The sequence below is a fragment of the Helicobacter ibis genome, assembly GCF_027859255.1.
GTDB lineage: Bacteria > Campylobacterota > Campylobacteria > Campylobacterales > Helicobacteraceae > Helicobacter_D > Helicobacter_D ibis.
On record NZ_JAQHXR010000002.1, the window covers coordinates 195149 to 207929 of the forward strand.

At 30.3% G+C, this 12781-nt stretch carries 13 protein-coding genes; 6 read left to right on the forward strand and 7 right to left on the reverse strand.

The genetic code is table 11. The features are described from left to right. Positions 1–2 precede the first annotated feature (2 nt). The 5 genes from PF021_RS04260 to PF021_RS04280 are packed head-to-tail and all read left to right on the forward strand — an operon-like array spanning position 3 to position 6259. Positions 3–1727 carry a thiamine pyrophosphate-binding protein gene (locus PF021_RS04260; protein WP_271021180.1) on the forward strand — a complete coding sequence of 575 codons (1725 nt, stop codon included), beginning with the start codon at positions 3–5 and terminating at the stop codon, positions 1725–1727. Further along, the gene (locus PF021_RS04265) at positions 1728–2723 is read left to right on the forward strand and encodes an N-acetylneuraminate synthase family protein (protein WP_271021181.1); all 996 of its coding nucleotides are present in this window, start codon (positions 1728–1730) and stop codon (positions 2721–2723) included. It abuts the gene before it with no gap. Next, positions 2720–4084 (forward strand): AMP-binding protein, encoded by a 1365-nt coding sequence (locus tag PF021_RS04270; RefSeq protein ID WP_271021182.1) that lies wholly within the window; start codon positions 2720–2722, stop codon positions 4082–4084. The genes PF021_RS04265 and PF021_RS04270 overlap by 4 nt, the downstream gene beginning before the upstream one ends. Further along, a complete protein-coding gene (locus tag PF021_RS04275; protein WP_271021183.1) occupies positions 4081–5136 on the forward strand; it encodes a LuxE/PaaK family acyltransferase in 1056 nt (351 codons plus the stop codon). Before PF021_RS04270 ends, PF021_RS04275 begins: the two co-directional genes overlap by 4 nt. Next, positions 5102–6259 carry an acyl-CoA reductase gene (locus PF021_RS04280; protein WP_271021184.1) on the forward strand — a complete coding sequence of 386 codons (1158 nt, stop codon included), beginning with the start codon at positions 5102–5104 and terminating at the stop codon, positions 6257–6259. The genes PF021_RS04275 and PF021_RS04280 overlap by 35 nt, the downstream gene beginning before the upstream one ends. Here PF021_RS04280 and truB read toward each other — a convergent pair. Further along, a complete protein-coding gene (truB, locus tag PF021_RS04285; protein ID WP_271021185.1) occupies positions 6252–7073 on the reverse strand; it encodes a pseudouridine synthase family protein in 822 nt (273 codons plus the stop codon). The two genes, PF021_RS04280 and truB, sit on opposite strands and share 8 nt — an antisense overlap. A 40-nt stretch (positions 7074–7113) precedes the next feature. Between truB and PF021_RS04290 the strand changes: the two genes are divergently transcribed. Then, a complete protein-coding gene (locus PF021_RS04290) occupies positions 7114–7566 on the forward strand; it encodes a hypothetical protein (RefSeq protein ID WP_271021186.1) in 453 nt (150 codons plus the stop codon). Here the strand turns inward: PF021_RS04290 and dapE are convergent. From dapE to PF021_RS04320, 6 genes are read right to left on the reverse strand one after another with little or no spacing between them, the layout of a single operon-like run. Beyond that, positions 7559–8674: a succinyl-diaminopimelate desuccinylase gene (dapE, locus tag PF021_RS04295; protein ID WP_271021484.1), complete on the reverse strand. Its 1116-nt coding sequence runs from the start codon at positions 8672–8674 to the stop codon at positions 7559–7561. The genes PF021_RS04290 and dapE overlap by 8 nt on opposite strands. Positions 8675–8692: 18 nt before the next feature. Beyond that, a complete protein-coding gene (gene cmoA, locus PF021_RS04300) occupies positions 8693–9397 on the reverse strand; it encodes a carboxy-S-adenosyl-L-methionine synthase CmoA (protein ID WP_271021187.1) in 705 nt (234 codons plus the stop codon). Next, positions 9390–10277, reverse strand: a complete 888-nt coding sequence (locus tag PF021_RS04305; RefSeq protein ID WP_271021188.1) for a bifunctional riboflavin kinase/FAD synthetase — start codon at positions 10275–10277, stop codon at positions 9390–9392. The genes cmoA and PF021_RS04305 overlap by 8 nt, the downstream gene beginning before the upstream one ends. After that, positions 10234–10956, reverse strand: coding sequence for a 23S rRNA (cytidine-2'-O)-methyltransferase TlyA (gene tlyA, locus PF021_RS04310; RefSeq protein WP_271021189.1), 723 nt, complete (start codon positions 10954–10956; stop codon positions 10234–10236). The genes PF021_RS04305 and tlyA overlap by 44 nt, the downstream gene beginning before the upstream one ends. Further along, positions 10953–11456: a hypothetical protein gene (locus PF021_RS04315; RefSeq protein WP_271021190.1), complete on the reverse strand. Its 504-nt coding sequence runs from the start codon at positions 11454–11456 to the stop codon at positions 10953–10955. Before PF021_RS04315 ends, tlyA begins: the two co-directional genes overlap by 4 nt. Then, entirely contained in the window at positions 11449–12774 is a 1326-nt protein-coding gene (locus PF021_RS04320) for a UDP-glucose dehydrogenase family protein (RefSeq protein ID WP_271021191.1), read from the reverse strand. The genes PF021_RS04315 and PF021_RS04320 overlap by 8 nt, the downstream gene beginning before the upstream one ends. Positions 12775–12781 lie beyond the last annotated feature (7 nt).

The following is a 12781-nucleotide window of genomic DNA, read 5'->3' on the forward strand; positions in this document are numbered from 1 at the left end:
TTTTGAGAGTTTGTGATTATATAATCGATAGAATAAAGCATCTAAGCAATTGTTTATTTTTAGTAAATGGCAGAGGTGCATTATTCTTAACTGATAGCATAGCAAAAAGTGGAATTAACTACATATGCACACATAATGAACAAGGAGCAGCATTTGCTGCTATGGGAGTAAGTATCGCAAGTGATAATATAGGAATCTGTCTTATATCTAGTGGCTGTGCTAGCACAAATGCAATCACACCTGTACTATGTGCATATCAAGATGAAATCCCACTTATAATAATCTCTGGTCAAAACACCCTAAAAGAAACAACAACCCATACAAATAAAGACATAAGAACATATGGACAACAAGAAACAAATATAATAAATATAGTAAAGCCAATAACAAAATACGCCAAAATGCTAGAAAATAAAGATGATATAGCATATATAATCGATGAAGCCTTGTATATAATGCTAGAAAATAGAGCTGGTCCTGTGTGGCTTGATATACCCCTAGATTTGCAAAATGCAAGAATAGAAGTAGAGAATCTAAAAAGATACACACCAAAGAAGCATGAAAAAGAAAACATAGACATAAAAATAATTAAAAATCATCTAAAAGATTCCAAAAAACCTCTAATATGTCTAGGACACGAAATAAGAAAATATAAACAAAGCATACAACAACTAATTAACAATCTACAAATACCAATAATATTTGAAAAATCAGTAAGCGATATTTATCCAACTAGCAACAAACTAAGCATAGGTAGCATAGGTACAATAGGAGCAACTAGGGCTGCAAATATCGCACTAAGCAAATGTGATTTACTCCTGTGTATAGGAACAAGGCTTGATAGCACAACAACTGGTGAATTAGCTAACTTTGCACCAAATGCAAAAAAGATACTCATAAATACAGACTTTAAAACACCACAAGAAATAGAAGCAATCAAAATGCAATGCGATATGCAAGAAGCCTTGCAAAATCTAAACAACCTAAAATTAGAAAAAACTTGGGAAGCATGGAGTGAAAAGTTACAAAACATAAAAATAGAGCTCAAAAAATACAATCCAACACATACAGAAATAGATATATATAAACTATGTGACATTTTAAATAAGATAATGCCAAAGGAGGCAAATTTCGTATGCGATTCTGGGTTTATAGAATTAATTGCACCAAGCAATATTAACTTCAAGGATAATCAGATTCTAATAGAGCCTTTCTCACAAGGTTGCATGGGATTTGCACTACCTGCTAGTATTGGTGCATATCTAGCAAATAGCAACAAAACAATAGCACTAATAGGTGATGGATCTTTTATGTTTAATATCCAAGAATTACAAAGCATAGTATTTAATAAAATAAAAGTATGTATCTTAATAGCAAATAATAGAGGATATGGGATAATAAAAAAAAGACAAAAAGACTTGTTTAAAACTAGAACCATAGGAAATGATATAAATGATGGAATCTCTTTTCCAAATTTTAAAAAAATAGCAGATACATTCCAAATTCCATACTTCAAAATAGAAGATAAAGAACAATTAAATAAATTAGAGAACATATTAAAACAAGATCTGTGTATATGCGAAATACTAACAACAAACGAACAAGAATATATACATAATTCTTTTTATATCAAAAATGGTAAAGCAATAAAAAGCACACTTGAAAATCAAGCACCATTCTTAGAAGAATCAAAACTGCAAGAAATACTACAAAGCTTAGGAGAATAGATGCAAAATATACTAAAACATAAACCATACATAATAGCAGAGGTAAATTCTAGTCATTTTGGCGATATAAATACAGCACTTTTGATGATAAAAACGCTAAAAGATATAGGGGCAAACTGCGTTAAATTCCAAAGCTTTAGTGCAGAATCTCTATACTCAAAAAGTTATTATTTAAAAAATCCAATACAAAAGAGGATAATAGATAAGTTTTCAATAAGCAAAAATGATTTTATAAAATTAAGAGAGCATGCAAAAGAGCTAAACATTGACTTTTCCTCCACTCCATATTCTAAAGAAGAAGTTGATTTTCTTTTATCTTTACAAGTGCCATTTATAAAAATCGCCTCTCAAGAAATAGATAATTTAAACTTTTTAGAATACATAGCAAAAAGTGGAGCAAATATAATAATCTCAAGCGGAATGGCAAATATAGAAGAAATACAAACTGCACTTGAAACCATACTAAAACACAATAAAAATGTAATCTTACTTCACTGCACTTCAATATATCCCACGCCAAACAATCTAGCAAACCTAAATAATATCACAATGCTAAAAGAAAAATTTAAAATAAACATAGGCTACTCTGACCATACACAAGGATATAAAGCAGCCTCTTTGGCCGTGGCACTTGGAGCATGTGTGATAGAAAAACACTTCTCTTTAGATAACACAAAAATGGGTATGGATAATAATATGGCTACAAATAAAGATGACTTTAGAGAAATGATAGAACAAATAAAAGATACAATTAAGATTCTAGGAGCAAAAGAGAGAATCTTAAGCAATGAGGAACTAGCCTATAAGCAAAAAATGCAACGAAATATAATAGCAAACAAGAATCTAAGCAAAGGAGATGTAATCACAAAAGATGATTTAGACTTTAAGAGAGCTGGAGAAGGACTTAGTATAAAAGATAAAGATAAGCTAATAGGCAAGAAATTAAAAAATGATATACAACAAGATTGTATAATAACCTATGAAGACTTACAATGATAATACAAAATACAAACAATATAGTCCTAATACAAAAAAATAAAAAACTAAGCTATAAAGAACTATTAACAATAAGCAATGAAATATACGCAAAAATAAACAAAAGAGCACTAATAGGAATAGTATCTTACAATGCTATACCATGCATATGTGCTTATGTTGCCTCTTTTAATAATAATTGTGTATCTATAATGCTCCCAAACAATCAAAAAAGCATACAAAAATACACAGAGTTATTTAATGTTGAATATTTGTTTATAAAAAGTGAAGATAATTTTTTAGATAGCGAAGTTATTTTTGAGCTTGATGGCTTTGTATTATTAAAGCTAAGAGATACAAAATTAATAGCAGATAATAATTTAGCATTGCTTCTTAGCACGTCTGGCAGCACTGGAGATTCTAAGTTTGTGCGTTTAAGCTATGAAAATATACTAACTAATACAAATGCCATATGCAAATCACTAAAACTAACTAACAATCACAAGACAATAAGCACTCTACCGCTTAATTATTCTTTTGGGCTATCAATTATAAATACATTTTTGCACTCACAAGCTAGTATTGTCTTAAGCGAATCTAGCATATTCAACAAAGACTTTTGGGATTTATTTTTAGAATATGAAGTTAATTGTATCTTTGGAGTTCCATATACTTTTAGTATGCTAGATAAACTAAAAGCAACCAAGCACTTTACAAAAGTAACACTACTAGCTCAAGCTGGAGGCAAAATGGACAATAAACTTCTAGCAAAATATGCAAACTACGCAAAAGAAAATAATAAAGACTTCTATGTAATGTATGGTCAAACAGAAGCTAGTCCTAGAATAAGCTATTTAAATCCCAAATTTTCGCTTAGCAAGATAGGCTCAATAGGTAAAGCACTAGATAAAATAAACATGTATCTAATAGATGAAAATAACAACAAGATAAACACGAGCAATACTGAAGGTGAGCTATGTATAGAGGCAAAAAGTGTAGCATTAGGTTATGCAAGTAGTTATGAAGATTTACAAAAAGGCGATGTCTTTAATGGTGTGCTAAAAACAGGAGATATTGCAAAATATGATGAAGATGGATTCTTCTTTGTGGTTGGTAGAAAAAGCAGATTTTTAAAAGTTTTTGGTAATAGAGTTAGCCTAGATTCAATAGAAGATATTTTAAGAAGTAATTTTTGTGGTGAATTTTTAGCACATGGAAGAGATGATCTAATAACAATTCTAAGCACAAATAAAGATATACAAAGCATAAAGAATCTGCTAAGCAATGAAACTAAACTTAATAAAAGTGCATTTAAAGTTCAATACATACAAGAAATACCAAAAAATCAAAATGGAAAACCAATACTAAAGATAGAACAATGATAGAAGAAATACTAAAATTAGATCCATTTTTGCCAAACAAGGATAAAGAATCCTTTAGAGAATATATTTGTGCCCTAACACAATACCACTACAAAAACTGCAAAGAATACAAAGCAATACTAGATGCATTGCAATATAGCTTTGATAATAACTATTTAAACACGCCATTTTTGCCAATAAGGCTATTTAAAGAACTATCTTTAAAATCAACACAAAATGAGACTAAAACACTAACAAGCTCCGGCACAAGTGGCAAGGCTTCACAAATATTCCTAGATAAAGAAAATGCAAAAAATCAACAAAATGCTCTAATAAAAACAATCTCCAATGCACTCCATATTAAACGCTCTCCTATGCTAATAATAGACTGCAAAAGCACAACTAGCAATAAAGAGAAATTTAACGCAAGGGCTGCTGGGATTTTTGGGTTTTCTATTTTTGGTAATGATATTTTATATGCACTAGATGAGAATAATAAGCCAAAACTTGATGAAATTTTATGCTTTTTAGATAAGCACAAAGATAAGCATATTCTAGTTTTTGGATTCACCTTTATCATATATTTACATTTCTATAAAGAACTAAAAAATGCAAATATAAATTTAGAAAATAGCACACTAATACATGGTGGTGGCTGGAAAAAACTAGAATCACTAAATATACAAAAAGATTCATTTAAAGAAATGCTAAAAGAAAGATTTAGCATTACAAAAGTTATTGATTATTATGGTATGGCAGAGAGTGCTGGGAGTATATTTATAGAATGTCCTTGTGGATACTTTCATACAAGCACATATAATGACATAATAATAAGAGATGAAAATTTTAACATTTCCCCATACAATAAAGAAGGATTCATGCAAATAATTTCAATACTCCCAAAATCATATCCAGGGCATTCTATCTTAAGCGAAGATATGGGAATTATATATGGTGAAGATGATTGTCCATGTGGCAGATATGGAAAATATTTTAAACTAACAAGAAGAATGGAAAATTCTGAAATTAGGGGTTGTAGTGATACATACGAACTTAAAAATACTAAGCAATAATTCATTAAAAAGTGCAGAATCCTACAAGATAAAAAATATTTTCTGTGATGAGATATTAGACTTTTTAGATTCATTAAGTAAAAGTTTGATGAAGCATAAAGAATATAGCGATTTAGTGTCTTTAGGTTTTTGGTGCAGAAGAGCAAATATGCTAAAAGAAAGTAGAAATTATGATAAATCTAGGCGTGGTAGAGGGATAGTGCTACACCTAGCCCCACAAAATATACCACTAAACTTCGCATACTCTCTAATTAGTGGGTTAATTAGCGGTAATGCAAATATAGTTAGGATTCCTTTTAGGGAATATATACAAGTTAATATTTTTGTAAATGAAGTAAATACACTTTTACAACAATATAAAAACCTAAAAGATTCAATTGTATTTGTAAGATTCCAAAGTAAAGATGAAATCTTTGAAGAACTAAGCAAAATGGCTGATATACGAATGATATGGGGTGGAGATGAGAGTATTAACAAAATAAGGCAAATAAAAATAAATCCACTAGCTTATGATCTAGTCTTTGGCGATAGATACTCACTTGCACTTATAAATTCAGATAGTTTTTTAGATTCTAATAATAAACAAATGATAATAAATAATTTTTACAATGATACTTACTTATTTGACCAAAACGCCTGCACTTCGCCAAAGATTATTATATGGCTTGGCTCTATTTATAAAAATAATAAAGCAAAGGAACTATTCTACTCAATGCTTTTAGAAAAAATACAAGAATATAAAATAGCAGATTCAAAAATAATGGATAAATACTTACACTTCTGTAAAGGAGCAATTTCACTCAATATAAAAGCAGAAATATTCACACCAAAACTAATAGTTATACAAACTAACACAGACAATATAGAATCTCTTGCATACAACAGCGGATTCTTTATTGATAGAACAATACATACTTTACAAGAGTTATCAACCATATTACAGAAAAAAGCTCAAAGCTTAATTTACTATGGACTAAATAAAGAACAAATACAAGCAATAATAAACTTAGATAAAAAAGGTTTAGATAGAATAGTGCCATTTGGCAAAAGTTTAGAGTTTTCATTTCATTGGGACGGATATGATTTAATAACTTCTCTATCTAAAAAGATAGAAGTCATATAGGGATATTATTTACAAGATATTCCACCATACCATTCTCACCGCGAACGATAGAAAAAAACTCATCACTCTTTAATATAAATTCGCAATCTTTAAAATATCCAACCTCATCTATGCTTAACTTTTTTCCATTTTGTATTTTTTCTGTTAGATTAGAATTAATATTCACAATATCCATATTTAGAATCTCTAGCGGATTTAATGGCTTTTCTCCTTCATAGCTTAATGTCCCCTCACTAATCCTCTCTAAATAACTAAGAGAGCCAAAACTTCCAAGTCTATTTGCTATTAATTCTCCTAAAGAGCGGATATATCCTCCCTCGCTAACTCCAACTTCAAAGCTCAAAAATGGGTGAGAATAATTTAGAAATTTTATAAAAAATACTTCCATGACTGCTTTCTTTAAAGTGACATCATGCCCCTCTCTTGCAAGTTTATAGGCATTTACTCCATTTATTTTCTTTGCACTATATTTTGGAGGTATAAACTCTACTTTACCTATGAATCCTTGCAATAAATCCTTCAAAAAAGATTCATCAAATTTTATAACTTCATGGATATTTTTTATATTTTCAATATCAAGCGAATCGCTCTCTAAGCCAAGAAACAAAGTAGCTCTATATACTTTTGGAGTTTTATTTATATACTGAAATAATCTAGTATATTTACCATATGCTACGAGTAATGCTCCACAAGCAAATGGATCTAATGTCCCACTAAAACCAGCCTTGGTTACTCTATCTCGTTTTTTCAACTTTGATAAATAAGAGTTTGATGACACAAAAATAGGCTTATATGCTACAAATATTTTATTCAAGTATTTCCTTTGATATAATAATGCAATTTAGGAGGTTAATATGAGAATTTTAACATGTTTTATAACTTTACTTTTCAGCCTGTCTTTTAGTGCTTGTTCTATATCAGAGCATTTCACACCAATACAAAATATAAACAATGAAAAAATAGACCTAAAAGTAACATACAATAAAGATAAAAGTGATATAGTCCTAAGCGATATAATATACACAATAGAAAGAAAAATAAAACTAGCACTAGTAAATAATAACAATATAGAAAAAGTAGAATTCTTTATCACAGAATTTTACAATGAAGCCAAAGAAGAGCACAATCCAAGTGCTTCATCAAGCTTCTCTCCTAGGTATCTTTTTAGACTACATATAATTGCAAGCTCAAGTAATGCGACAAAGGAATACTCACGCTATTATGAAATTCCAACTTTTAGCTTTAATGTTAAGCATGACAATAGATTTGATAATTTTTTAGAACAAATTATAAGGGATTTTAATTAATCCCTTTTGCCAAATTTATAAACTCACTAAAAACTCGTCTTAAAGATTCTAATTCAGATATTTTTACTCTTTCATTTACCGCATGAATTCTGTCATTACACACCCCACACTCCACTACACTTATACCATATTCGGCAAAATATCTCGCATCAGAAGTACCACCACTTGTGCTAAGAGCTGGATTAATATTTAAGACATTTTGTATTGACTTTACCAGCAAACTTACCACAAGACTATCTTTTTTACTTAAAAATGGCTTTGAGCTTTGCTTTAGAGTTAGAGTATGCTTAGTATCTTTTAATAAATTATAAAAATACTCTTCTACATCTTTTAGTGTAGTGTTTGTGGAATTCCTTATGTTAAACATTATTTTTATATTCTGTGGAGTTACATTTACAGCTTCCATACCACCACGAATATCTGTTATTACAATCTTGCTAGGCTCAAAATTATCATCTCCATTATCAAGATTATATCCAGCTATCTTTGGCAACAATACAGCTAGAATCTCTGTTGGATTTATACATTTGCTTGGATATGCTACATGTCCTTGTTTTCCCTCTAATGTTAAGATTCCATTTATAGAGCCTCTTCTGCCTATTTTTATCATATCACACACAGATTCTACACTAGTTGGCTCTGCTACAATAGCAAAATTAGGCAAAAGATTCATTTTTTCTAACTCTTCTAATGCGTATTTTGTACCATATATTGCTTCTCCTTCTTCATCGCTAGTTAGGAGAATTGATATTATTCCATTGAAGCTTTCTATCTCCATAATAGCAGATAAAAAAGCTGCAATTCCACTTTTCATATCTTGAGTGCCTCTGCCATAAATATATCCATCTTTTATGATTGGAGTAAATGGATCGCTATCCCAAGAATCTCCAGCAGGAACTACATCTACATGCCCAGCAAAACAAATATGCAAAGAATCTTTACACTCTCCATATTGTTTATATAAAAATAGATTCTTAACACCATTTTTATCAAACTCTAAAGCCTTAAAGCCACTAAGTAACCCCAAAATATACTCATAGCTTCCACTTTCATTTGGAGTAACACTCTTAAAAGAAATTAACTTTTTTAGTATTTCAATTTCCACAATCTAACCTTTTTAATTTATCTATTTTATAGCTATAAATGTAGCAAAATTAACCCATTTAAACAAAATTTGAACATCTCTAAAACCAGATTCTAAGAACATTTTTTTGTTTTCTTCTTCGCTATATGGCACAAGCACATTTTCCAATGCTTCTCTTTTTTTGTTTATCTCAAACTCACTATATCCATGACTTTTCTTATAGTCTAAATAATAATTTATAAACTTATAATCAAGTCCCTTATCCTCGCATATGGTCTTTTCAGAACAAATAAAAACTCCTCCTTCTTTTATGGAGTTAGAAATCTTCTTTACCAAAGATAGTCTCTGTGGCGGACGAATAAACTGCAAAGTATAGTTAGAAATAATGCAATTACAACTCCCAAAATCATACTCCAACACATCACCTTCTATTAAAGTAGCATTAATTCCATAAGCTAGAAGCTTATTTTTAGCGTGTTTTATCATATAAGGAGAATTATCAATACCAACTAAGTCTAGTTTATATTTGGACTTTCTAGCAATTTCTACTAGCATTGAAGCAGTAGAAGTTCCTAAATCCAAGATTCTATCTCCCTCTTTAACAAAAGATAATGCAAATGATGATGATAACTCTAAGACTTCCTTATAAAATGGCACAGACCTAGATAACATATCATCAAATACATCAGCTACACTCTCATCAAATTCAAACTGCCTATCTTTCTCTACGCTAAAGACTTTATCCATTTTCTACCTCACAAGTTTCTAGCTTTAGAATCTTACTTGCTTTATTTATATCACTTGTTATTTGTGCTTTTAAATCTGCTAAATTATCAAAATACTTATTCTCCCGTATTTTTTTAGCAAAATAAAATCCAGCTACTTTATCTTTTACCTCCAGCTCACAACCAAGCAAATGCCCCTCTATTGCGAAACTCTTATCAGTGCTAAGTCTATTACCAACAAAAATAACAGCAGGATAAAATGGTGATATAAGACTTTGTTCTCCAAGTTGTATGAATCCTGCATATACACCTTCTTGCAAAATCAAAAATCCATCATTTTCTATATTTATTGTTGCATATAGCTCTCTTTTACCAATACCCTGCCCTTTTATTATATTTCCCCTAATTTCATAATATCTACCAAGTAATTTGTTTGCTTGTTTTAAATTTCCATTTATTAATAACTCTTTTATAAGACCACTATGAACTGATAACTTTTTATAAAATACCTCATCTACAATTACAACCTCACCTATAAAGCACTTTTGTAAATCAAAAGTATAATAATATCTATCCTTTCCGAATCTAAAGTCATAACCAACAACTATTTTTTCTAAATTTGGCAATATATCCATTAAAAATTCAACAAACTCAATATCACTTTTTTCTCTAACTACATCTAGTGGCAGATTATAAATATCATTTGGTGCATAAAAATCCCTATATTTCTTAGGCAACAAACTTCCACTATCTTGCTCTATGCTAAGTATGATTCCACTTTTATCTAAACATGAGAATAAAGCATTGTGTGCAATATGCATACCATCAAATTTACCCAATGCTACGCTTGTGATACTACTAGCTAACTTTATATCGTCTTGTAGCGATAAAAAACTCTTCATTTCCTTCCTTACCCTTTAATTTAGATTCTTCTATTTTTAGCATCTCAAACCCTCTATTTTGTAAAGTTTCTCTAATGTTCTCTAAAGATAGCATTATTTTTTCTCTATCTAACACAACACCTTTTTTATTTCTTCTAACATCTTTCCCTACTTCAAATTGAGGCTTAAAAAGCAGAATAAAGATTCCATCTAATAATTCTTCAATTTTATGCAATATCTGAAACACTGAAATAAAAGACACATCACAAACTATCATAGAATAAGATTTAATGCTAGCTTCAAACTCTCTTATATCTGTATTTTCATAGCATACTACCCTAGTGTCTTCTTTTATACTTTTATGAAGTTGATTACTTCCAACATCTACACAATGTATTAGCCTAACCCCTCTTTGAAGCAAGACTTGACTAAACCCACCAGTGCTAGAACCAATATCAAGCACAACCAAATCCCTAACATCAATATCACAAGAATCTAAGAACAAATCAAGCTTATTTGCAGCCCTACTTACAAAGTGCTTTGTATCTTTTATGCTTATTTCATCACCTAATTCTACATTTAATGAAGCCTTTGTGCATACTTTATTATTTACTAGTATAAGCCCATTTTTTATTGCTTCTTTTATTTTATTTCTAGATTCCAGTAATCCAAGATTCGCACACGCTACATCAAGCCTCATTCCCTTGCTTCTTTTTTTATGTTTCTATATCCAAATTGTAAAAAATTCTTGCCATATTTTTCATGCTCTAAGACCAAAGTTAAAGAATCTGTAGTTTTTTTATCTTGTGGTGCAAATGTAACTAAATATTGCTCACTCCACCTCATCACCTTGCTTTGCATAAACTCATCTAATGAATCTTTATTTATTTTTTGTATCTTTAGTGGTTTTGTTTTATTTTGCAGATATATTTTGTATCCATTTTGGATAAAGTCTTTCTTGCCATCACCGCTTTCATAAACATCAAGCAAAAATACTTCATCTTTAGATTTATATTTTTGCATTATATTCATTCTAGTAGCAACAACTACAATTTTTGTAGTATCATCAACTATCAACTCTGCCTTTCTTGTTGCCTGCATATATTCTTCCTCGCTAAGTGTTGGGATATAGCTACTTTGTATTGAAGCACAACCAACCAAAAACAAACAAACACAAAATAACAAAACACTCCTAAGCATGTTTTACTCCAATTTCATAATATTTAATCCCATCTAAATTACAAGTGCTATATTGATTCCTGCCATCAAATATTACTGCTTCTTTTAATCTTTCTTTTATTTCACTAAAATCAGGGCTTCTAAATTCCTTCCACTCCGTAACTAATACCAAAGCATCACAATTGTTTAGAGCATCATATTTATTATCTGCATAGCTAACACCTACTTTATCTTTTAAATAAAACTTCTTTGCCTCTTCCATTGCCTTTGGATCATAGCACTGCACCTTTGCACCCCTCTTTAATAACTCATCAATTAACACTATAGAACTAGCCTCTCTCATATCATCTGTCTCTGGCTTGAAGCTAAGCCCCCAAATTGCAAAAGTCCTACCTTCTAAATTCTCCCCAAAATGTCTAACTATCTTTTTACTTAGAATCTTTTTTTGATTTTCATTTACTAGCTCCACTGCATTTATTAACTTTGGCTCTACATTATTGTCAAGTGCTATTTTTGATAGTGCTTTTACATCTTTTGGGAAGCAACTCCCACCATATCCACACCCAGGATAAATAAAGCTATATCCAATTCTATTATCACTGCCAATACCAATTCTTACTTCATTGACATTTGCACCAACAGCTTCACAAATATTTGCTATTTCATTCATAAAGCTAATTTTTGTAGCAAGCATTGCATTTGCAGCATATTTTGTCATTTCTGCACTTTTTATATCCATTATTATTAACCTATTATTTGTTCTATTAAATGGCATATAAAGTTCCCTTAACATATCCTTCGCCCAAGTATCCTCTGCACCAACAACTATTCTATCTGGTTTTAGAAAATCATTTACAGCATCTCCTTCTTTTAAAAACTCCGGATTTGAAGCAACGCTAAAATCAATAGAAACTCCTCTTTTTTGAAGCTCACCTTCTATAACTTCTCTAACCTTACTAGCAGTGCCGACAGGAACGGTTGATTTATTTACTACAACTAACGGAGATTGCATATTTTCTCCTATGTCTTTTGCTACGCTTAATACATATTGCAAATCAGCACTTCCATCTTCACCCATAGGTGTCCCAACAGCTATAAAAACTATATTGCTATTTATAATCGAATCTTTTAAAGAAGTAGTAAAGCTTAAATTTCCATTTTTATAATTTTTTATTACAAGAGATTCTAAGCTGGGTTCATAAATTGGTATTTTGCCTTCTTTGAGATTATTTATTTTTTCTTCTAACACATCTACACAGCTAACTTTATTACCCATTTCAGCAAAACAAGTCCCACTAACCAATCCAACATAACCAGTGCCAATTACAGAGATATTCATACAAACC

Bases quoted from the DNA above. Each gene is read 5' to 3' on its own strand.
- PF021_RS04265 (WP_271021181.1), top strand. From the start codon at position 1,728: ATGCAAAATATACTAAAACATAAACCATACATAATAGCAGAGGTAAAT.
- PF021_RS04270 (WP_271021182.1), top strand. From the start codon at position 2,720: ATGATAATACAAAATACAAACAATATAGTCCTAATACAAAAAAATAAA.
- PF021_RS04275 (WP_271021183.1), top strand. From the start codon at position 4,081: ATGATAGAAGAAATACTAAAATTAGATCCATTTTTGCCAAACAAGGAT.
- PF021_RS04290 (WP_271021186.1), top strand. From the start codon at position 7,114: ATGAGAATTTTAACATGTTTTATAACTTTACTTTTCAGCCTGTCTTTT.
- cmoA (WP_271021187.1), bottom strand. From the start codon at position 9,397: ATGGATAAAGTCTTTAGCGTAGAGAAAGATAGGCAGTTTGAATTTGAT.
- PF021_RS04305 (WP_271021188.1), bottom strand. From the start codon at position 10,277: ATGAAGAGTTTTTTATCGCTACAAGACGATATAAAGTTAGCTAGTAGT.
- tlyA (WP_271021189.1), bottom strand. From the start codon at position 10,956: ATGAGGCTTGATGTAGCGTGTGCGAATCTTGGATTACTGGAATCTAGA.
- PF021_RS04315 (WP_271021190.1), bottom strand. From the start codon at position 11,456: ATGCTTAGGAGTGTTTTGTTATTTTGTGTTTGTTTGTTTTTGGTTGGT.
- PF021_RS04320 (WP_271021191.1), bottom strand. From the start codon at position 12,774: ATGAATATCTCTGTAATTGGCACTGGTTATGTTGGATTGGTTAGTGGG.